Source organism: Kitasatospora sp. NPDC008050 (assembly GCF_042957465.1).
Lineage (GTDB): Bacteria > Actinomycetota > Actinomycetes > Streptomycetales > Streptomycetaceae > Kitasatospora.
Genome location: NZ_JBIBIJ010000004.1, coordinates 127,015 through 146,136 on the forward strand (window position 1 = coordinate 127,015; position 19,122 = coordinate 146,136).

Annotated in this window: 17 protein-coding genes; 11 read left to right on the forward strand and 6 right to left on the reverse strand. The window is 72.4% G+C overall.

Going from position 1 to position 19,122, the window contains the following annotated elements; genetic code table 11:
* Position 1 precedes the first annotated feature (1 nt).
* The 4 genes from ACFZB9_RS09850 to ACFZB9_RS09865 all read left to right on the forward strand — a co-directional run bounded on the left by ACFZB9_RS09850 (position 2) and on the right by ACFZB9_RS09865 (position 5,859).
* A complete protein-coding gene (locus tag ACFZB9_RS09850; RefSeq protein WP_391445388.1) occupies positions 2-769 on the forward strand; it encodes a 3-oxoacyl-ACP reductase in 768 nt (255 codons plus the stop codon).
* 224 nt (positions 770-993) lie between these two features.
* A complete protein-coding gene (locus ACFZB9_RS09855) occupies positions 994-2,412 on the forward strand; it encodes an aldehyde dehydrogenase family protein (RefSeq protein ID WP_391445390.1) in 1,419 nt (472 codons plus the stop codon).
* A 72-nt stretch (positions 2,413-2,484) separates the two neighbouring features.
* Entirely contained in the window at positions 2,485-3,564 is a 1,080-nt protein-coding gene (locus ACFZB9_RS09860; protein ID WP_391445391.1) for a Zn-dependent alcohol dehydrogenase, read from the forward strand.
* A gap of 117 nt (positions 3,565-3,681) precedes the next feature.
* Positions 3,682-5,859: a serine/threonine protein kinase gene (locus tag ACFZB9_RS09865; RefSeq protein ID WP_391445392.1), complete on the forward strand. Its 2,178-nt coding sequence runs from the start codon at positions 3,682-3,684 to the stop codon at positions 5,857-5,859.
* 68 nt (positions 5,860-5,927) lie between these two features.
* Here ACFZB9_RS09865 and ACFZB9_RS09870 read toward each other — a convergent pair whose 3' ends face one another.
* A complete protein-coding gene (locus tag ACFZB9_RS09870; protein ID WP_391445394.1) occupies positions 5,928-6,518 on the reverse strand; it encodes a flavodoxin family protein in 591 nt (196 codons plus the stop codon).
* 110 nt (positions 6,519-6,628) lie between these two features.
* On the opposite strand from ACFZB9_RS09870, the gene ACFZB9_RS09875 reads away from it, so the two are divergent.
* The 3 genes from ACFZB9_RS09875 to ACFZB9_RS09885 all read left to right on the forward strand — a co-directional run bounded on the left by ACFZB9_RS09875 (position 6,629) and on the right by ACFZB9_RS09885 (position 9,924).
* Positions 6,629-7,039 carry a winged helix-turn-helix transcriptional regulator gene (locus tag ACFZB9_RS09875; protein WP_391445396.1) on the forward strand — a complete coding sequence of 137 codons (411 nt, stop codon included), beginning with the start codon at positions 6,629-6,631 and terminating at the stop codon, positions 7,037-7,039.
* 122 nt (positions 7,040-7,161) lie between these two features.
* Entirely contained in the window at positions 7,162-9,183 is a 2,022-nt protein-coding gene (locus tag ACFZB9_RS09880; protein WP_391445398.1) for an FAD-dependent oxidoreductase, read from the forward strand.
* 126 nt (positions 9,184-9,309) lie between these two features.
* The gene (locus tag ACFZB9_RS09885) at positions 9,310-9,924 is read left to right on the forward strand and encodes a PadR family transcriptional regulator (RefSeq protein ID WP_391445399.1); all 615 of its coding nucleotides are present in this window, start codon (positions 9,310-9,312) and stop codon (positions 9,922-9,924) included.
* A 36-nt stretch (positions 9,925-9,960) separates the two neighbouring features.
* On the opposite strand, the gene ACFZB9_RS09890 is transcribed toward ACFZB9_RS09885, so the two are convergent.
* Positions 9,961-10,461, reverse strand: coding sequence for a hypothetical protein (locus ACFZB9_RS09890; protein WP_391445401.1), 501 nt, complete (start codon positions 10,459-10,461; stop codon positions 9,961-9,963).
* Positions 10,462-10,678: 217 nt separating this feature from the next.
* Between ACFZB9_RS09890 and ACFZB9_RS09895 the strand changes: the two genes are divergently transcribed.
* Both ACFZB9_RS09895 and ACFZB9_RS09900 read left to right on the forward strand, forming a co-directional pair.
* A complete protein-coding gene (locus tag ACFZB9_RS09895; RefSeq protein ID WP_391445402.1) occupies positions 10,679-11,323 on the forward strand; it encodes a TetR/AcrR family transcriptional regulator in 645 nt (214 codons plus the stop codon).
* Between the two features lie 55 nt (positions 11,324-11,378).
* Entirely contained in the window at positions 11,379-12,371 is a 993-nt protein-coding gene (locus tag ACFZB9_RS09900; RefSeq protein WP_391445404.1) for an SDR family oxidoreductase, read from the forward strand.
* Between the two features lie 133 nt (positions 12,372-12,504).
* Here the strand turns inward: ACFZB9_RS09900 and ACFZB9_RS09905 are convergent, their stop codons facing one another.
* Together ACFZB9_RS09905 and ACFZB9_RS09910 are read right to left on the reverse strand one after the other, a co-directional pair.
* Positions 12,505-12,903 (reverse strand): VOC family protein, encoded by a 399-nt coding sequence (locus ACFZB9_RS09905; RefSeq protein WP_391445406.1) that lies wholly within the window; start codon positions 12,901-12,903, stop codon positions 12,505-12,507.
* 220 nt (positions 12,904-13,123) lie between these two features.
* A complete protein-coding gene (locus ACFZB9_RS09910; protein ID WP_391445407.1) occupies positions 13,124-14,575 on the reverse strand; it encodes a glycoside hydrolase family 1 protein in 1,452 nt (483 codons plus the stop codon).
* 359 nt (positions 14,576-14,934) lie between these two features.
* Here ACFZB9_RS09910 and ACFZB9_RS09915 point away from each other — a divergent pair, with 359 nt between their 5' ends.
* On the forward strand, positions 14,935-16,005 hold the full coding sequence (locus ACFZB9_RS09915) for a LacI family DNA-binding transcriptional regulator (RefSeq protein WP_391445409.1): 1,071 nt from the start codon (positions 14,935-14,937) through the stop codon (positions 16,003-16,005).
* Positions 16,006-16,090: 85 nt separating this feature from the next.
* On the opposite strand, the gene ACFZB9_RS09920 is transcribed toward ACFZB9_RS09915, so the two are convergent.
* Both ACFZB9_RS09920 and ACFZB9_RS09925 read right to left on the reverse strand, forming a co-directional pair.
* On the reverse strand, positions 16,091-16,651 hold the full coding sequence (locus ACFZB9_RS09920) for a DUF3515 domain-containing protein (protein WP_391445411.1): 561 nt from the start codon (positions 16,649-16,651) through the stop codon (positions 16,091-16,093).
* Positions 16,652-16,719: 68 nt separating this feature from the next.
* Positions 16,720-17,274 carry a YceI family protein gene (locus tag ACFZB9_RS09925; protein WP_391445413.1) on the reverse strand — a complete coding sequence of 185 codons (555 nt, stop codon included), beginning with the start codon at positions 17,272-17,274 and terminating at the stop codon, positions 16,720-16,722.
* Positions 17,275-17,759: 485 nt separating this feature from the next.
* On the opposite strand from ACFZB9_RS09925, the gene ACFZB9_RS09930 reads away from it, so the two are divergent.
* A complete protein-coding gene (locus tag ACFZB9_RS09930) occupies positions 17,760-19,103 on the forward strand; it encodes a serine hydrolase domain-containing protein (protein ID WP_391445415.1) in 1,344 nt (447 codons plus the stop codon).
* Positions 19,104-19,122: the final 19 nt, after the last annotated feature.

The window sequence follows — 19,122 nt, forward strand, 5'->3', positions numbered from 1 at the left end:
GATGACCAACCGTCTCGACGGCCGCGTGGCCGTGATCACCGGCGCCGGCAGCGGTATCGGCCTGGCCAGCGCCCGGCGTCTGGCGAGTGAGGGAGCGAAGGTCGTCTGCGTCGACCTCGACGAGAAGAGCGGCAAGGCGGCCGCCGAGGAGGTCGGCGGGCTCTTCGTGCAGGCCGACGTCACCGACGAGGAGGCGGTGAAGGCGATGTACGAGGCGGCGGTGGCCGCGTACGGCCGCCTGGACATCGCCTTCAACAACGCCGGTATCTCCCCGCCGGAGGACGACTCGATCCTCACCACCAAACTGGACGCCTGGAGGCGGGTCCAGGACGTCAACCTGACCAGCGTCTACCTGTGCTGCAAGTACGCGATCCCGCACATGCAGCGCCAGGGCAAGGGCTCGATCATCAACACCGCCTCCTTCGTCGCGGTGATGGGCGCGGCCACCTCGCAGATCTCCTACAGCGCCTCCAAGGGCGGGGTGCTGTCGATGTCGCGCGAGCTGGGCGTGCAGTTCGCCCGGGAGGGGATCCGGGTCAACGCGCTGTGCCCCGGCCCGGTCAACACCCCGCTGCTGCAGGAGCTGTTCGCCAAGGACCCGGAGCGGGCGGCGCGCCGTCTGGTGCACATCCCGCTGGGCCGGTTCGCCGAGCCGAGCGAGATCGCGGCGGCGGTGGCCTTCCTGGCCAGCGACGACTCCTCGTTCATGACCGCCAACAGCTTCCTGGTGGACGGCGGGATCTCCGGCGCCTATGTGACCCCGGAGTAACCGCGCGACGGCCGTCGGTTCACCGGCGCCGCGCCGCACCCCTGGTCCGGGGCGCGGCGCGGCGCGGCGCTGCGGCATGCTTGCGCGGTAGGGGCGGTACGGCGTTGACTAGCGCCGGTGGTTGAGCGCCGGTGGTTGAGCGCCGGTAGTCAAGCGCCGGTGGTTGAAGCGCCGGTGGTTGAAGCGCCGGTGGTTGAACGGCGGCCGCGAGGAGAGGACCAGCTGTGCAGCAGTACACGGACCAGTACATCGGCGGTGGCTGGCGGCCCGGCCTCGGCGGCGCGGCACTGGAGGTGCTCAACCCCGCCACCGGGCAGGTGATCGCCACTGTCCCGGCCGGAACCCCCGCCGACGTCGACGCCGCCGTGGCAGCCGCCCGCGCCGCCGCCCGGGCCTGGGGCGCCACCAGCCGCGAGGAGCGGCTGGCGCCGCTGACCCGGCTGCGCGACGGCCTGGCGGCCCGCCAACAGGAGATCGCCGAGACGGTGCTGGCCGAGCAGGGCAGCCCGATCGGCTTCGCCACCGCCGTCCAGGCCGGACTGCCGCTCGCGGTGACCTCCTCCTACCTGGAGATCCTGGCCGGCTACGCGTTCCAGGAGCGGGTGGGCAACTCCACCGTGTTCGCCGAGCCGGCCGGGGTGGTCGCCGCGATCACGCCGTGGAACTACCCGCTGCACCAGATCGTCGCCAAGGTCGTCCCGGCGCTCGCGGCCGGCTGCACCGTGGTGCTCAAGCCCGCGGAGTCCACTCCGCTGGTGGCCCGGCTCTTCGCCGCGATCGTCGCCGAGGCCGGTTTCCCGGCCGGGGTCTTCAACCTGGTCACCGGCCTCGGCACGGTGGCCGGCGCGGCGCTGGTGGCCCACCCCGAGGTGGACCTGATCTCGTTCACCGGCTCCACCGCGGTGGGCCGGGCGATCGGCGAGGTGGCCGGGCGCGGCGTCAAGCGGGTGGCCCTGGAGCTGGGCGGCAAGTCGGCGAGCGTGGTGCTGCCGGACGCCGACCTCGCCCGCGCGGTCAACGTCACCGCCGCCAACGTCTTCGCCAACTCCGGCCAGACCTGCACCGCGTGGACCAGGCTGCTGGTCCACCAGGACCAGTACGAGGAGGCCGTCGCGCTGGCCGCCAAGGCCGCCGCCAAGTACCGGCCCGGCGACCCGGCCTCGCCCGGGACCCGGATGGGCCCGGTGGTCAGCGCCGAGCAGCGCGACCGGGTGCGCGGCTACATCGAGGGCGGCCTCGCGCAGGGGGCGCGACTGGTGGCAGGCGGCGCCGAAGCCCCCGCTGACCTGCCGACCGGCTACTACGTGCAGCCGACCGTGCTGGCCGACGTCACGCCCGAGATGACGGTGGCGCAGGAGGAGATCTTCGGCCCGGTGCTGTCGATCCTCGCCTACCGGGACGAGGAGCACGCCGTCGAGATCGCCAACGGCACCGAGTACGGCCTGTCCGGGGCCGTCTGGGCGGCGGACGAGGCGCGCGCCGTGGCCTTCGCCCGCCGGCTCGATGCCGGGCAACTGCACATCAACGGCGGGCAGTTCAACCCGATCGCACCCTTCGGCGGCTACAAGGCCTCGGGCGTCGGGCGGGAGCTGGGGCGGTACGGTCTGGAGGAGTTCCTGCAGACCAAGTCGCTGCAGTTCTGAGACCGCTGCGGGCCTGGAGCCACTGTGGGTCCGGGGCCGCTGCCGAGAGTCCGACTACCGATGAGGAACACCATGGTTCGTGCCGCCCTGCTCACCGCCGTCGGCGCTCCGCTGGAGCTGGCCGAGATCGAACTGCCGGAGCCCGGGCCCGGCCAGGTCCGGGTCAGGCTGGCCGCCGCCGGCGTCTGCCACTCCGACCTCTCGCTCGCCACCGGCGTACTGCGCGCGCCCACCCCCGTGGTCCTCGGCCACGAGGGTGCGGGCACCGTGGCCGCCGTCGGCGACGGCGTCACCAGTGTCCGGGTGGGCGACCCGGTGGTGCTCAACTGGGCGCCGGCCTGTGGCAGCTGCCACCTGTGCGGACTGGGTGAGCCATGGCTGTGCGAGCGTGCGGCCGACTCCTACGGCCAGACCTACGGGGCGCTCGCGGGCGGCACCGCCGTCTACCCGGGCCTTGGCGTCGCCGCCTTCGCCGAGGAGACGGTGGTCGGCGAGCGGGCCCTGCTGCCGCTGCCCGCCGGTGTGCCGCTCGCCTCGGCCGCGCTGCTCGGCTGTGCCGTGCTCACCGGCTACGGCGCGGTGCACAACGCCGCACGGGTCAGGGCGGGCGAGTCGGTGGTGGTCTTCGGGCTGGGCGGGGTCGGCCTGGCCGTGCTGCAGGCGGCCCGGATCGCCGGCGCGGGAGTGATCATCGCCGTCGACGTCAACCCGGCGAAGGAGGAGCTGGCGCGCCGCCACGGCGCCACCGAGTTCCTCCTGGCGGACGACCAGATCGCGCGCAGCGTACGGAAGCTGACGGATGGTCACGGTGCCGACCACGCCTTCGAGTGTGCCGGCCGGGGCAGCGCCGTGCGGGCCGCCTGGTCGACCACCCGGCGCGGCGGGCGCACCACGGTGGTCGGCATCGGCGGCAAGGACGACCTGGTCTCCTTCAACTCCCTGGAGCTGTTCCACTTCGCCCGGACCCTGAGCGCCTGCGTGTACGGCAACAGCGACCCGGTCAAGGACATCCCGCTGCTCGCCGAGCACGTGCGCACCGGACGGCTCGACCTGGAGGCGCTGATCACCGACCGGATCACGCTGGACGAGATCCCCGCCGCTTTCGAGCGGATGCGGGCGGGGCAGGGCGGGCGCTCGTTGGTGATTTTCTGAGCGGTGCCCCTGGTCGAACTGGTGCGCACGGTCCATCTTGGACCATGGCGAGGGCTCTGGCACACTGTCGCTGTCGGCTGACGAACTGTCATGCCGGGCCTGACAGGGGAGCGCGGCATGTGGGGTCGGGGGACCGAACTCGGCGGGCGTTACACGCTTGCCGAGCGGCTCGGGGGCGGGGCCATGGGCGAGGTCTGGTGCGCGGAGGACGGTGTCCTCGGACGCCAGGTCGCCGTCAAGATCCTGCTGCCGGCGCTGCTGGACGATGCGACATTCATGGAACGGTTCCGGCGCGAGGCCAGGCTGCTGGCCTCGATCAACCACCCGGGCATCGTCGAGGTCCATGACTACGGCGAGAGCGAGGCCGGCGCCGGGAGCCCGGTCGCGTACATCGTCATGGAGCTGATCACCGGCCGGCCGCTGGACGAGGCGCTCGCCGAGAGCGGGCCGATGCCGGCCGAGCGGGCGCTGGGCATCGTCGCCCAGGCGCTGGACGCGCTGCACGCCGCGCACAAGCGGGGCATCGTGCACCGGGACATCAAGCCGTCCAACCTGATGCTGCGCGACGACGGCCGGGTGGCGGTGACCGACTTCGGCATCGCCAGCGCGATGGCGGGGACGAGGATCACCTCGACTGCGGCGGTGCTCGGCACGGCGTTGTACGTGGCCCCCGAGCGGGCGGAGGGTGCGGCGTCGGACCCGGCCTCCGACCTCTACTCGATGGGTGTGCTCTGCTACGAGATGCTGGTCGGGGCGCCGCCGTTCACCGGGGAGACGGCGCTGGAGATCGTGCTCAAGCACGTGCGGGAGCCGGCGCCGGAGCTGCCCGGCGAGTTCGCGCAGCCGGTGCGGGACCTGGTGGCCACCGCGCTGGCCAAGACGCCAGGGGAGCGGTTCGCCGATGCCGAGGTGATGGCGGCAGCGGCGCGCGGTGCGGCCGAGGGGGTACCGGTCGCGGAGGTGGTCGCGCGGACGGTGCCGCTGGGCGGCAAGCCCGCGGCGGCGGTGGCCGAGGCCGTCGAAGCGGTGGTGGCCGAGCCGGCCGGCGCGGTCGAGGAGGGCGGTTCCACCGCTGCTGCCGCCGCCGACTCCGCGGCCGTCCCGGCCGTCGCAGCCGCCGCGAACACCGCGAGCACCGCCAACACGGAGAACACGGCGAGCACCGCCAACACCGCCGCCGCCGCGAAGGAGACGCAGCCCGTGGTGGCCGCGCGGCCCCCGTGGTACCGGCGCCGCTTCGTGCTGCCGGTGCTGATCCCGTGCGGTGTCACGGCGGTGGTGGGGTCGGCGGTGCTCATCGACCAGACGCCGTTCAGCTCCAACGCGGCGGTGCCTGGCGCGCGTCCGGCCGTGACGGTCTCCGCCGGGCACTCCGGCGGCGCCTCGGCATCGGGCTCGGTCTCGGCGTCCGCGTCGACGTCCGCCAGTGGCTCCGCCTCGCCCAGCGCGTCGCCCTCGGGGGCTTCCGCATCACCGTCAGGTTCGTCGTCGCCGAGCGGGCCGGCGTCCCCGGGCGGGCCGTCCGCCCCGGGCGGCAGCCCGTCCGGTGCGGGGCAGCCCGGGACGGGTGCGGGCGCACGGACCGGGGGAGGCAGTGGCCAGCAGAGCGGTGGCGGTGCGGCGAACGGGAGCGGTTCCGGCACCGGCGGCGGTTCGTCGAACGGCGGCGGCTCGGGCGGCGGTGCCGGTTCGAGCGGCGGCGGCTCCGGGAGCTCCGGCAGCGCGCCCGGTGGCTCTGCCGGCGGCAGCGGTGCGCAGGGTGGGTCCCAGGGCGGCTCCCAGAGCGGCGGCAGCGCCCCGGGCGGCGGTTCGTCCGGCAGCCAGCCGAATCCGCCCGCGTCCAACAACCCGCCTGCCCCCAACCCCCAGACCAGCTCGGCGGCGCCGGCCGGCCCGCCCACGGGCTGTGGTGGCGCGGGCTGGGGTGCCATCGTCAACGTGGGCGACGGCCTCCGGATCGGCCTGGCCGACAGCAACCCGTCGGGGAGCGGCTCGGTGATCATGGGGGGCAACACCGGCTACGGCTGGATCCACACCACGGGCCAGTGGGACACCTTCAACGCCTGCAACATGAACGACAGTCTGCTGGGCATGCAGTACTACGGCGGGACCGGCACCCAGCTCATCGCCGGCTCCGCCGGTGTGGCCTCCTGGCGGATCGTCTCCGCCTCGTCCGGCGTGAACATCAGGGACTACCTGGGGCAGAACTGCCTGACCGACAACGGCGCGGGCAAGCAGCTCACCATGGGCACCTGCACGCCGGGCAACGCCTCCCAGGAGTGGCAGATCCCCTGACGAAGCGCGAGGCGCCGGTGGCCGTCCCCCTTGGGGTTGCGGCCACCGGCGCCTTGGCATTGTGCGGTTCAGACGGCGAGCGCGGCCTTGCCCGCCAGGTGGACCTTGGTCTGCTCGGCGACCCGGCGGCCCAGGTGCTCGGCGGTGGCGATGTCCGCCTTGTGCACGCCCTCGGCGCCCTGGTCGTTGTTGGACTGGGCGGCGGCGCCGAGGAAGAAGCCCAGCCGGTTGAGGTCGTTCTCCGAGGCGGTGCTGGAGTTCCAGCCCGGGTGCAGGCCCAGGCTCACCCAGGTCATGCCGTGCTGGGCGGCGAAGATGCTCAGGAACTGCAGGGTGGCGAGCTTGTCGCCGCTCTTGGAGGCGGAGTTGGTGAAGCCGGCCGCCAGCTTGTCCCGCCACGCCGAGGCGAACCAGCGCTTGGCGCTGGCCTCGGCGAAGGTGTGGAAGGCGCCCGAGGCGCCGCCCATGTAGGTGGGCGAGCCGAAGACGATGGCGTCGGAGCCGTCCAGCAGCTCCCACTGGGCCTCGGTGATCTCGTCGACCTTGATCAGGTGGACGGTGGCGCCGGCCTCGGCGGCACCGGTGCGGACCGCCTCGGCGATGACGGTGGTGTGGCCGTAGCCGGAGTGGAAGGCGATGGAGATGACGGGGCTGGGCACAGCGGTACTCCTGGCATCGGCGTGGATTCGTAAGTGCTAACGAAAGATAAGCACTGCGATTTAGAAAGCGCAACCCCTGGGTTAGCGCTGTGCCCGCGTACACTGCTGCCATGGCGACTGAGAGCACCGCCGGGACCGCGGCCGGCCACGAGGCGGATGGGCTGCCCTACGACGTGTTCGGGCGCGCCTGCCCGTCCCGGCACGTCCTGAAGGACGTCACGCATGCCTGGGGCAGCCTCACGCTGGCCGCGCTGGCCGACGGCACCTTCCGCTTCAACGAGCTGCGCCGCCGGGTGGACGGCGTGAGCGAGAAGATGCTGTCGCAGACCCTGCAGGCGCTGGAGCGGGACGGCCTGGTGCACCGCGATGCGCAGCTGACCAATCCGCCGCGGGTCGACTACGGCCTCACCGAGCTGGGGCGCGAGGTGACCGACCGGCTGCTCGCGCTGATCGCGCTGGTCGAGTCGCGGATGCCCGAGGTGGCGGTGGCGCAGCAGCGGTACGACGAGGGTCGTGGCTGACCGCTTTCTCCGCCGCTGCCCGGCGCCTCCGCTGGTCTCTCCTCGGGGCTTTATGAAACTAGTTGCATAGAGGTCGTCCTCGCCCCTACCGTGGAGTAACCACACTCGCGAGGAGAGTCCGGATGACCGCCTACCCCCACCTGCTGCGCCCGCTCGACCTGGGATTCACCACGCTGCCCAACCGGGTGCTGATGGGTTCGATGCACGTGGGCCTGGAGGAGGCGCCCGACGGCTTCGAGCGGATGGCCGAGTTCTACGCCACCCGGGCCCGTGGCGGGGTCGGCCTGATCGTCACCGGCGGCATCGCGCCGAACGAGGCCGGACGGCCGTGGGGCGGCGGTGCCAAGCTCAGCACCCCCGAGGAGGCGGCCGAGCACCGCGTCGTGACCGAGGCCGTGCATGCCGCCGGCGGCCGGATCGCCATGCAGATCCTGCACTTCGGCCGTTACGCCTACCACGAGGACCTGGTGGCGCCGAGTGCGATCCAGGCGCCGATCAGCCCGTATGTGCCGAACGCCCTCACCGAGGAGCAGATCGAGCAGACCATCGAGGACTTCGCGCGCACGGCCGAACTCGCCCAGCAGGCGGGTTACGACGGCGTGGAGATCATGGGCTCCGAGGGCTACCTGATCAACGAGTTCATCGCCGCGCCCACCAACCGGCGCGAGGACGCCTGGGGTGGCAGCTACCAGAACCGGATGCGGTTCCCGGTGGAGATCGTCCGTCGGGTGCGCGAGCGGGTCGGCGCCGATTTCATCCTGATCTACCGGCTCTCCATGCTCGACCTGATCCCGGGCGGCTCCACGCTGGCCGAGGTGATCGAGCTGGCCCAGGCGGTGGAGGCGGCGGGCGCCACCATCATCAACACCGGTATTGGCTGGCACGAGGCCCGCATCCCCACCATCGCCACCTCGGTGCCGCGCGGCGCCTTCGCCTGGGTCACCAAGAAGGTGATGGGCTCGGTGGGCATCCCGCTGGTCACCACCAACCGGATCAACACCCCGGAACTGGCCGAGCAGTTGCTCGCCGACGGCTGCGCCGACCTGGTCTCGATGGCCCGCCCGCTGCTCGCCGACCCGGACTTCGTCGCCAAGGCCGCGGCCGGCACCCCCGAGGCGGTCAACACCTGCATCGGCTGCAACCAGGCCTGCCTGGACCACACCTTCAGCATGAAGATCACCTCCTGCCTGGTCAACCCGCGGGCCTGCCACGAGACCGAGCTGGTGCTCTCACCGACCAAGCTGCGCAAGCGCGTCGGCGTGGTCGGCGCCGGCCCCGCCGGGCTCGCCTGCGCGGTCTCGGCGGCCGAACGCGGCCACGCCGTCACGCTCTTCGACGCCGCCGAGGAGATCGGCGGGCAGCTCAACATCGCCCGCCAGATCCCCGGCAAGGAGGAGTTCAACGAGACCCTGCGCTACTACCGCCACCAGCTGACGCAGCATCAGGTCGAGCTGCGGCTGGGCGCGTTCGTCACGGCCGAGGCACTGGCGGCGGAGGGTTTCGACGAGGTCGTGCTGGCCACCGGCGTCAGCCCGCGCACGCCCGAGATCCCCGGCAGCGACCACCCGAGCGTGCTCAGCTACCTGGACGTGCTGCGCGACAAGGCGCCGGTGGGCGACCGGGTCGCGATCATCGGCGCGGGCGGGATCGGCTTCGACGTCGCCGAGTACCTCACCGACCCCGGTACCTCGGCCAGTCAGGACCCGGCCGCCTTCTTCGCGCAGTGGGGCGTGGACACCGAGCACAGCGGCGCCGGCGGCCTGCGGCCCGCGGTCCGGCCCGAGGTGAGGCGCCAGGTGCACCTGCTGCAGCGCAAGACCACCAAGGTCGGCGCCGGGCTCGGCAAGACCACCGGCTGGATCCACCGCACCGAACTCAAGCACCGCGGCGTGGTGATGGCGGCGGGCGTCGGCTACGAGCGGATCGACGACGCCGGGCTGCACGTGACGGTCGACGGCCAGCCGCAGCTGCTCCCGGTGGACACCGTGGTGCTCTGCGCCGGGCAGGAGCCGCGCCGTGAGCTGGTCGAGCAGCTGCGGGGGCTGGGGATCGAGCCGCACCTGATCGGTGGGGCCGACGTGGCGGCGGAGCTGGACGCCAAGCGCGCCATCGACCAGGGCACCAGGCTCGCGGCCTCGCTCTGACCTGGGCCCTGTCCGGGCCCTTGTGGTGAGGGCCCGGCGGCTCGGCCTCGCGTCGATCGTGCTCGGACCGGCTCGCCTAGGATGCTGTCGCAGTACCGTCGCGCACTCCAGGAGAGCCGGTCCGCCATGTCGCTTCCGCACGCCATCCTCACCGCCCTGCTGGAGAAGCCTTCCTCCGGGCTGGAGTTGACGCGACGCTTCGACAAGTCGATCGGCTTCTTCTGGTCCGCCACGCACCAGCAGATCTACCGGGAGCTGGGCAAGCTGGAGCAGGCGGGACTGATCCGCTCACTGCCCCAGCCGCCCAGCCGCGGCCAGCGCAAGGCCTACGAGGTGCTGCCCGAGGGCCGGGCGGCCCTGGTCGACTGGGTTGCCGAGAGTCAGGACCCCAAGGCTGCCCGGGAGCCGCTGCTGCTGCGTCTGCGGGCGGCCGCGGTGGTGGGCGCACCCGGCCTGGCGGCCGAACTCGAACGCCATCTCGGCTTGCACGAGCGGCAGTTGGCGGAGTATCTGGAGATCGAGCAACGCGACTTCCCGGCCGAGGCGGCGGATCACGCGAACCGCCTCCAGCACCTGGTGCTCCGCGCGGGGATCGGCCTGGAGACCTTCTGGATCCAGTGGCTCACCGAGGCCCTGTCCGAGCCGCTCGGTGGTACCCCGGCCGGGGCTTCGACCGGTACCCCGACCGGGGCTTCGGTGGGGGCTTCGGTGGGGGCTTCGACTGCCTCGCGCGCCGAGTAGCCCGGCCGTCTGCGGGTTCCGGGACGGCCTTGGGCTTCACTGGGGATCGAGCAGATTCTCCCCCGCGTCGAACCTGAACCCCAGGGCGTGAACCAGGTTCAACGCCGCGTCCTCGGCGCATGGTTCGTTCGGTGCGCCAAGGGTGGCGCGTACTGCCACCGGGTCGGGCCGAAAGCCGGCCGCCTCCGCCCAGGCCACGGACCGGCGGGTGACCTCGTCGGGATCGCCGATCCACTGCTCGGGGACCTGGTAGTCCCGCGCGATCTCGCGGGGGAACGCGCAGTGCCAGCTCGGGCCGTCGGAGTCGACGGCCTGTACGAAGGCGAAGTCGCTGTCGTGGACGTGCAGGAAGAGGGCCGGGGCGCCGGTCCCGGCCAGGAGCGAGTCATCCACATCCACGGCTGGTGACAGCTGCAGGATCTGCCAGGCACCGTCCCGGGCCGACCACTCAGGAGTGCTGTCGACCGCTTGGACGGCCGGCAGCTCGGTGATCGGCCGCTCGGCCCGCGTCAGGATGAAACTTCCGGAGAAACCCATGGGTCGAGACCGTAGTGCCTGCCGCTGACAGTCCGGCTCGGCGCTGCCGGTCGGGTGAGATTGCCGGTTGGTGGGGTTGCCGGTTGGTGGGGTTGCCGGTTGGTGGGGTTGTCGGGCGGGTGGGGGTTGTCGGTCGGTGGGCTTGCCGGGGCGTGCTCTGGGCGCTTTAATAAATGAACGACCATTTATTAACCTCTCGACTCAAGGGAGCCGCCCCGTGGCCCGGCCCAGAACCATCGATGACGCGGCGATCCTGCACGCGGCGGCCGAGGTGATCGGCCGGGTGGGGCCCGCCGGGCTGACCCTGGCGGCAGTGGCGCGCGAGGTCGGCGTGGTCCCCGGCACCCTGGTGCAGCGCTTCGGTTCGAAGCGTGGCCTGCTGCTCGCCATGGCCGCCCAGTCCGCCGTGGATGCCGAGCGGCTCGCGTCCCGGGTGCGGGAGCGGCACAGCTCCCCACTCGACGCGCTGGCCGAGCTGATCGTGACGTCCATGGCGCCGATGTCCACGCCCGAGACCTACGCCAACCACCTCGCCGCGCTCTGCATCGACCTGACGGACGCGCAGTTCCGCGAGCAGGCCCTGCTGGTCCATCAGGCGCAGGGCCGGGCCATGGTGGCCCTGCTGGCCGAAGCGCTGGACGACGGCGTGCTCAACCCCGGGACCGACCTGGCCGCACTGACCGCCTCCCTGCAGTCGGTGGTCGCCGGTACCGGTCTGACCTGGGCGCTGGACCGGCACGGCACCCTGAACCAGCGGTTGCGCCACGAGGTGGGCCGGGCGCTGGCCCCGTACGTTCGGATCGTTCCGGGGCCGGGGTTGGGGTCGGCGTCGGGGTCGTCGGGGCCGGAGCACACCCGCTGACTGTGCGTGCAGGGGGCAGGAAAACATCGACAGCATCGGGGAACTTGGAGGACTCATGGACAGCCAGGCCGTTGTACGTCCGCAGGACCAGGACCAGGACCAGGACCAGGACCAGGACCAGGACCAGGACCAGGCCCCGGACCAGGCCACCCGCCCGCTCGCCGGCCGGGTGGCGCTGGTCGCCGGTGCCACCCGGGGCGGTGGGCGCGGCATCGCGGTCGAGTTGGGTGCCGCCGGTGCGACCGTCTACGTCACCGGTCGCAGTAGCGCGGCGGGCCGTTCCGAGCTGGACCGGCCGGAGACGATCGAGGAGACGGCTGCGCGGGTGACCGCCGCCGGCGGGCTGGGCGTCGCGGTCCGGGTCGACCACAGCCGACCCGAGGAGGTCCGGGCGCTGGCCGAGCGGATCGCGGCCGAGCAGGGTGGGCGGCTGGACCTGCTGGTCAACTCGGTCTGGGGTGGTGACCCGCTGACCGATTGGGAACACCCGCTCTGGGAACAGGACTTGGAGGTCGGTCTGCGGCTGCTGCGGCAGGCGGTGGACACCCATCTGATCACCAGCCGGCACGTCCTTCCGCTGCTGGTCGCGCGTGGGCGCGGCCTGGTGGTGGAGGTCACCGACGGCAACACCGCCCGCTACCGCGGCAGCATCTTCTACGACCTGGCGAAGTCCTCGGTCATCCGCCTGGCGGTCGGGCAGGCTGCCGAGCTGAAGCCGCACGGTGTCGCGGCCGTCGCGCTCACGCCGGGTTTCCTGCGTTCGGAGGAGGTGCTGGAGCACTTCGGCGTCACCGAGCGGAACTGGCGGGACGCCACGGCCAAGGACCCGGACTTCGCCTGCTCCGAGACCCCCGCCTATCTCGGCCGGGCGGTCGTCGCGTTGGCCGCCGACCCCGACATCATGGCCAAGTCCGGCCGGGCGCTCGCCACATGGGGCCTGTACCGGGAGTACGGGTTCACCGACGCGGACGGCAGCACGCCGGACTGGGCCGCGCACTGGGCGCAGAGCCTGGAGTCCGTCCACGGGCCGCTGGGCGAACCGCTCTGAGGCCCGGCCGCTCAGCGAGGCGATGGCCTCCTCGACCAGCGCGCCCTTCTCGTGAGGCACCCCCCGGCGCGGCCGGCGCGCCCAGCTACCGACCCAGCGGACCGTCGGACCCCCTGCTCGATGGCCTCTGGGGTCAGGCGGCGATGGGGGTCAGGACGTTCCAGACGTGGCCGAAGGGGTCCCGGAGCGTCGACTGCCGGGCGCCGTAGAACATGTCGGCCGGAGGAGAGAGAAGTTCGGCGCCGGAGGCCACGGCCTGAGCGGTCAGGGCATCCACGTCCGGCACGTAGACGTGCAGGGCAACGGAGGCGCCGACCACGCCCGGCGGCGAGTACGGGGCCTCGAAGTCACCGAGCATGAGGGTGGAGCCATGAATGCTGATCTCGGCGTGCAGGATCCGCCCGTCATCACGGTCGAGCCGGAAGGACTCCGACGCTCCGAACGCGGCGACGTAGAACTCGATCGCCTCGGCGGCTCCGTCCACCATGATGTGCGGGATGACGGCGTACTTGTACTGCTCGGGAATCTCCATGTCCATCACGGTAGGGCCGGATCGATCAGCCGGACATCGAGCAAAGGTCTCGTCCCGTCTCTGACGGGAGACGTAGGACCGGCGGCGGTCGATGGTCGTCAGTGGTCGTAGGCGGTCAGATCGCGGATGACCGTTCCCTCACCTGCCGGGGCCGACTGCATGACCAACTGGACTTTGAATCAGGCCATGTCGCAGGCATTCGTGGTTCCCTCTGCCTTCCTCACAGCGGGTCGATGGCATGGCGGCGGGCCGCGGTGGCGTACCAGGCGGCACTTGCCTTCGGGGTTCGGCGCTGGGTCGGGTAGTCGACGTGGACCAGGCCGAACCGCTTGCTGTAGCCGTACGACCACTCGAAGTTGTCCAGCAGCGACCAGGTGAAGTAGCCCCGCACCGCCGCGCCGTCGGCGATGGCGCGGTGAACGGCGGCCAGGTGACCGTGCAGGTAGGCGATCCGCTGCGGGTCGTGGATCTCGCCGGTCGGTGTCGGCTGGTCCTCGAATGCGGCGCCGTTCTCGGTGATCAGCAGCGGCAGGCCGGGATGGGCGCGCGACACGTCGGTGATCAACTCGTACAGTCCGGACGGGTCGACGGCCCAGCCCATCTGGGTGGTGGTGCCGGGTGGCTGGTGGAAGAGCACCTGGTCGGCGCCGGGCCAGGGCGAGTGCTCGCCGCCGCCGTGGCCGTCGGCACGCCTGCTGCCCTCCGCCCCCGGCCCGTCGGATGCGGTGCCCGAAACCAGCGTCGGTGTGTAGTAGTTGAGGCCCAGCAGGTCGATCGGGGCGCCGATGGTCTGCTCGTCGCCGGGGTGGATCAGGGTGTCCCAGTCGACCAGATCCGCGGTGTCCAGCAGCAGGTCGTCGGGGTAACGCCCGTGCAGGATCGGGTCGGTGAAGATCCGGTTGCCGACGGCGTCGATCCGCCGGGCGGCCTCCAGATCGGCGGGCGCGTCGGTGAGCGGGCGGATCTGGTGCAGGTTCAGGCAGATGGCGGCCTGCGCGGTGGCGGGGAGTGCGGCGCGCAGGGCGCTCAGGGCCAGGCCGTGGCCGAGGTTGAGATGGTGGGCGGCCCGCAGCGCATCGCCGGGGTCGGTGCGGCCCGGGGCGTGGACGCCCGAACCGTAGCCGAGGAATGCGGCGCACCAGGGCTCGTTGAGGGTGGCCCAGAGACCGATACGGTCGCCGAGGGCCTCGGCCACGAGTGCGGCGTAGTCGCCGAAGCGCTCGGCGGTGTCCCGCGCGGGCCAGCCACCCTGGTCCTCCAACTCCTGTGGCAGGTCCCAGTGGTACAGGCTGACCACGGGCTGGATGCCGACCGCGAGGAGTTCGTCGGTCAGCCGCCGGTAGAAGTCCAGGCCGCGCTGGGCGGCCGGACCCCGGCCGGTGGGCTGTACCCGGGGCCAGGAGACCGAGAACCGGTAGGCGCCGAGGCCGAGGCGGGCCAGCAGGGCGACGTCCTCGCGGTAGCGGTGGTAATGGTCGGCGGCGTGGTCGCCGCTCTCACCGCCCAGGACCTTGCCGGGCGTTCGGCAGAAGGTGTCCCAGATCGACGGCGTCCGGCCGTCCTCCTTCGTGGCGCCCTCGATCTGGTAGGCCGAGGTGGCCGCACCCCACAGGAAGTCGGAGGGGAAGACGAGTTGGGCAGCGGCTCCGTCGGTGGGCGGAGGCAGGGGCATGACGCACGCTCGCAGGGGTTGGAGGGCCGGCGGGCTGACTGGTGCGGGCACGGACAGAGGTGGGAGCGCTCCCAGAAGCTATTCCGGCAGGCTGCCGTCCGCCGAGGGGGTCTGTCAAGGGCTCCAGCGGGGTGTCCGATGGCAGGAGTCAACTGGCAGGAGTCAACCGGCAGAGGTCAACCGGCCGATGTCAGCGTCGCGTTGGCGGATGGCAGACAACAGATGACAACAGCCGACCGACAGAGAACAGAGAACGGCTGACAGATAGTGAAATCCGTCAGCGACCCTCGGCTAACCCACAGGATTGCCTGCCACAATGTCCCCTTGCCCCAGGTCAAGACCGTCGCACGAGGTGATAGATGAGCAGCTCAACCGCACAGCGCCCCGCCGGGCACTCGGCCGGCACTGCGGGCGGGCGCGGGCTGCGACGTCCCACCCTGGAGGAGGTGGCGGCGCTCGCCGGAGTCGGGCGCGGCACCGTCTCCCGTGTGATCAACGGCTCGCCCCGGGTCAGCGACCGGACCAGGGCAGCCGTCGAGCAGGCGGTGGCCGAACTCGGCTACGTGCCCAACCGGGCGGCCCGTACCCTGGTCACCTCGCGTACCGACGCGATCGCGCTGGTGGTCCCGGAGGCCGAGACCCGGCTCTTCTCGGAGCCGTACTTCTCCGGCATCATCAGCGGGGTCTGCGCGGAACTCGCCGAGACCGACATGCAGTTGCTGTTGGTCCTGGTGCGCAACCAGCGCGAGCGCGATCGCCTCTCCGCCTACCTGCGTGCCCAGCGGGTGGACGGCGTGCTGCTGGTGGCCGTGCACTGCGACGATCCGCTGCCGGGCGTGCTGGAGGATCTGCGGATCCCCACCGTGCTGGCCGGCCGGCGCGGGGACGACGAGTCGCTCAGCTATGTCGCCGCCGACAATGCGGGCGGCGCCCGGAGCGCGGTGCGCCATCTGCTGGCGCAGGGGCGGGAGCGGATCGCCACCATCACCGGCCCGCTGGACATGGACGCCGCCCGGGCCCGCCTCGCCGGCTACCACGACGCCCTGGCGGAGGCCGGTCACGACCGTCGGGAGGACCTGGTGGGCCTCGCCGACTTCACCGAGCAGGGCGGCCGGGCGGCGATGCGCGAACTGCTGGACCGCGTTCCGGACCTGGACGCCGTCTTCTGCGCCTCCGACGTGCTCGCCGCCGGGGCGCTCCAGGTGCTGCGGGCGGCCGGGCGCCGGGTGCCCGAGGACGTGGCGCTGGTCGGCTTCGACGACTCGATCGTGGCTCGGCACACCGACCCCGCGCTGACCAGCGTGCGGCAGCCGATCGAGCTGATGGGCCGCACGATGACCCGCCTGCTGCTGGACGAGATCGCCGATCCGGCGCTGCGCAGCCGCCAACTGGTGCTGGCCACCGAACTGGTGGTCCGCGACTCGACCTGACGGTGTGTCGGATGAGCACCCGTGCGCCCGCTGCGACCCTCGGCCGGCACCGGCACCGGCACCGGCTCGCAGCGGGCGCACGGGCCTATTGGTTGTTGCCGTCCTGCCCGGTGCTGAACTGTCCGTTCAGGTCCGGGATGGTACTCAGGATGGCCGGGGAGACCACGCCGAGCGCGTCCGTGGCGTAGGTGAAGGCGTTGGCCGGCACGCTCATCTCGACGTAGGTGGCGCGCAGCGTGGTGGTGAACCGGTAGCCGCCGTGGCCGTCCTTCTCCAGGTACCACTGGAGGCCGTCCACGTTCGGGCCGGTCGACTCCTGGTTCGCCAGGATGTTGAGCGAGGTCGGCCGCGGCACCCCGCAGCGCAGCACGGTGCGGGGCGAGGTCTGCCAGACGGCCACGTAGGGCGAGCCGGCCGGATCGGCGCGCGGGTGGTTCACCATCGTGGTCGGCAGCGCCTTCAGCAGAGCGGTGCAGTAGCCGGCCGACTTGGCGTCGGGGGTCGGGGCGGTGAGCGGCGGCTGGTAGGTGCCGCCGCTCATCAGCACCGCTCCGGTGCAGCCGAGCAGCACGACCGGAGCGGCCAGCCAGCGTACCGGCGCGGGCAGGCCCTGCAGAGCGCGCAGCGGGCGCTGGAATCGAGACACCGATCGATCGTAACCGGCGTCGATGAGCGCCCGGCGGTGCCCCCGGCCGGTGCACCGCTCGGTGCGGTTCAGTCCTGCCGGATCGCCGAGACGTCGAACTCGAGCACGACCTTGTCGCCGACCAGCACGCCGCCGCCCTCCAACGGGGCGTTCCAGGTGATGCCGTAGTCCTTGCGGCTGATCGTGGTGGAGCCCTCGAACCCCACCCGCAGGTTGCCGTACGGGTCGCGGGCGCTGCCGTCGAACTCCACGTCCAGGCTGACGGGGCGGGTGACGTCCTTGATCGTCAGGTTGCCGGTGAGGCGGTAGCGGTCCCCGCCCAGGGCCTCGATGCCGCTGGAGGCGAAGACGATCTCGGGGAAGTTCGGTGCGTCGAGGAAGTCGTTGGTGCGCAGGTGGCCGTCGCGCTGCTCGTTGCCGGTGTCGATGCTGCCGGTCTTGATGGTCACGGTGGCGGTCGACTTGGCCGGGTCCGACCCGTCCAGGTGTGCGCTGCCCTCGAACTCCTTGAAGTGGCCGCGAACCTTGGTGACCATCGCGTGCCGGGCCATGAAGCCGATCCTGGTGTGGGCCGGGTCCAGCTGGTACTCACCGGTCAGCTCGGTGAGCGGGGTGTTGCTCATGCGTCCTCCAGAGATGTCCGAATCACGGTGGGGCCGGGAGGGCGGCCGATCACGGGGCCGGCCCGGCCCTGGTGTCCACCGTGACACGGCACCCGGCGCGCCGGGTGCTGCGACCCGCGGTGCCCGGGCCTGCGGTGATCACGGCTCGCCGGGCTCCGGCTCTTCGGGCCAGGGGCCCCCGGGCTGCGGGTCCCCCGGCTCGGGCCCGGCCGGCTCCGGTTGCCCGGGCTCGGGACCGGGGACCGGCGGCCGGGGGAGGGGTGGCGCTGGGACCGGCGGCCGGGGCTCCGGCGCGTACGGGGGAGCGGCATCCGGATCGGCGGGGAAGGGGATGGACATGATCCTCACCTCGTCGGTCGACTACCCGGTCGTGCCGGGCTCAACCACCTCCGCCGGGGCCCGTCCGCGGTGCTTCGCGGGCGGACCACTAGAGTCCGTCCCGGTCGGTCGATCAAGGCCGGCTGATCGGCAACGGGAGGGTGACCATGCTGGACGGTTTGGCGGACTTCTGCACCGAGGTGCTGGCGGAACACGACTGCCCGTCCGTCTCGGTGGCGGTGGCCGAGCGCGGTGAGCCGGTGCTGGCCCAGGCGTACGGCTGGGCGGACCTCGCCGGCCGGCGGCCGGCCACGCCGCGGACCGCGTACGCGCTCAACTCCATCACCAAGACGATGACCGCGATCGGCTGCTGCCTGGCGGCGGACGCCGGTCTGCTGGACCTGGATGCGCCGGTGCCGGGCCCGTACGCCCGCCCGGGAGCCGAGGCCGCCCACTGGCCGGACCCCACGGTGCGCCAGCTGCTCCAGCACCGCGGTGGCCTGGGCGGCTACTACAACTTCGACTACGCGGGCGGGCCGCTGATCGACCCGGCCGGCTATCTGACGCTGCTGCGCGGGCCCGGCAGCGGCTTCGAGTACTCCAACCTCGGCTACCAGCAGGTGGGCCGCCTGCTGGAGTCGGTCACCGGGCAGTCGCTGCCCGACTACCTGCGCGAGTGCCTCTTCGAGCCGCTCGGCCTGCCCGGCCTGCGGCTCGGCGTCGACTGCCCGGCCCCCAGGGCCGAGCGCTACACCGCGGACCGCCGCGCCTACCCGCTGTACCGCAGCGGCACGCCCGGCGCTTCGGCCGGCTGGGGGACGGCCGAAGATCTGGTGCTCCTCGCCCAGCGGTACCCGGGCCTGCTGCGGCCCGGGACGCTGGCCGCGATGCACACGGGGCAGCCGGTCAACGAGCACGTCGCCTACGGGCTGGGCTGGAACCTCGCGCGGGGCGCCGGCCCGGTGATCCACAGCCATGGCGGTGGCGGCGTCGGGGCGGCGGCGATGCTGCTGGCGATGCCCGAGCTCGGACTCTCGGTGGCGGTGCTCTGCAACAGCACCGACAAGGCCGCGCGGGACAAGATCATCGACCATGTGATGCGCGAGCTGGTCCCGGGATACCGGCCGGAGCTGATCGCGCCGATGACGCCCGAGCCGGTGCTGGCGATGGAGCTGCCCGTGGGGCGCTGGGCGGGCACGGTCGCCGTGCCCGGCGGCGAGCTGCCGGTGGAGCTGGGGATCCTGGCCGACGGCCGGATCGAGGTCGAGCTGCCGGGCGCGGGCCGGGCGACGGTATCCGCGGCGGCGTCGCCCAGTTGGGCGCTGCGGGCCGCCGTTCCGCTCCAACTGCCCACACCGGACGCCCGGTTGAACACCCCTGCGATGGTGCTCGAACTGCGGGCCGGGCAGGACCGGTTGGCCGGCGTGCTGCGGACGTACAAGGACGGTGACCGCGAGGGCTGGTTCGGCAACTACCTCACCCACCCGGTGGAGCTGTTCGCACGGTCCTGATGTGCCTGCTGGACCTTTG

Bases quoted from the DNA above. Each gene is read 5' to 3' on its own strand.
- ACFZB9_RS09875 (WP_391445396.1), top strand. From the start codon at position 6,629: ATGGCGACTGAGAGCACCGCCGGGACCGCGGCCGGCCACGAGGCGGAT.
- ACFZB9_RS09850 (WP_391445388.1), top strand. From the start codon at position 2: ATGACCAACCGTCTCGACGGCCGCGTGGCCGTGATCACCGGCGCCGGC.
- ACFZB9_RS09915 (WP_391445409.1), top strand. From the start codon at position 14,935: ATGAGCAGCTCAACCGCACAGCGCCCCGCCGGGCACTCGGCCGGCACT.
- ACFZB9_RS09890 (WP_391445401.1), bottom strand. From the start codon at position 10,461: ATGGGTTTCTCCGGAAGTTTCATCCTGACGCGGGCCGAGCGGCCGATC.
- ACFZB9_RS09905 (WP_391445406.1), bottom strand. From the start codon at position 12,903: ATGGAGATTCCCGAGCAGTACAAGTACGCCGTCATCCCGCACATCATG.
- ACFZB9_RS09860 (WP_391445391.1), top strand. From the start codon at position 2,485: ATGGTTCGTGCCGCCCTGCTCACCGCCGTCGGCGCTCCGCTGGAGCTG.
- ACFZB9_RS09865 (WP_391445392.1), top strand. From the start codon at position 3,682: ATGTGGGGTCGGGGGACCGAACTCGGCGGGCGTTACACGCTTGCCGAG.
- ACFZB9_RS09930 (WP_391445415.1), top strand. From the start codon at position 17,760: ATGCTGGACGGTTTGGCGGACTTCTGCACCGAGGTGCTGGCGGAACAC.
- ACFZB9_RS09885 (WP_391445399.1), top strand. From the start codon at position 9,310: ATGTCGCTTCCGCACGCCATCCTCACCGCCCTGCTGGAGAAGCCTTCC.
- ACFZB9_RS09910 (WP_391445407.1), bottom strand. From the start codon at position 14,575: ATGCCCCTGCCTCCGCCCACCGACGGAGCCGCTGCCCAACTCGTCTTC.
- ACFZB9_RS09925 (WP_391445413.1), bottom strand. From the start codon at position 17,274: ATGAGCAACACCCCGCTCACCGAGCTGACCGGTGAGTACCAGCTGGAC.
- ACFZB9_RS09900 (WP_391445404.1), top strand. From the start codon at position 11,379: ATGGACAGCCAGGCCGTTGTACGTCCGCAGGACCAGGACCAGGACCAG.
- ACFZB9_RS09880 (WP_391445398.1), top strand. From the start codon at position 7,162: ATGACCGCCTACCCCCACCTGCTGCGCCCGCTCGACCTGGGATTCACC.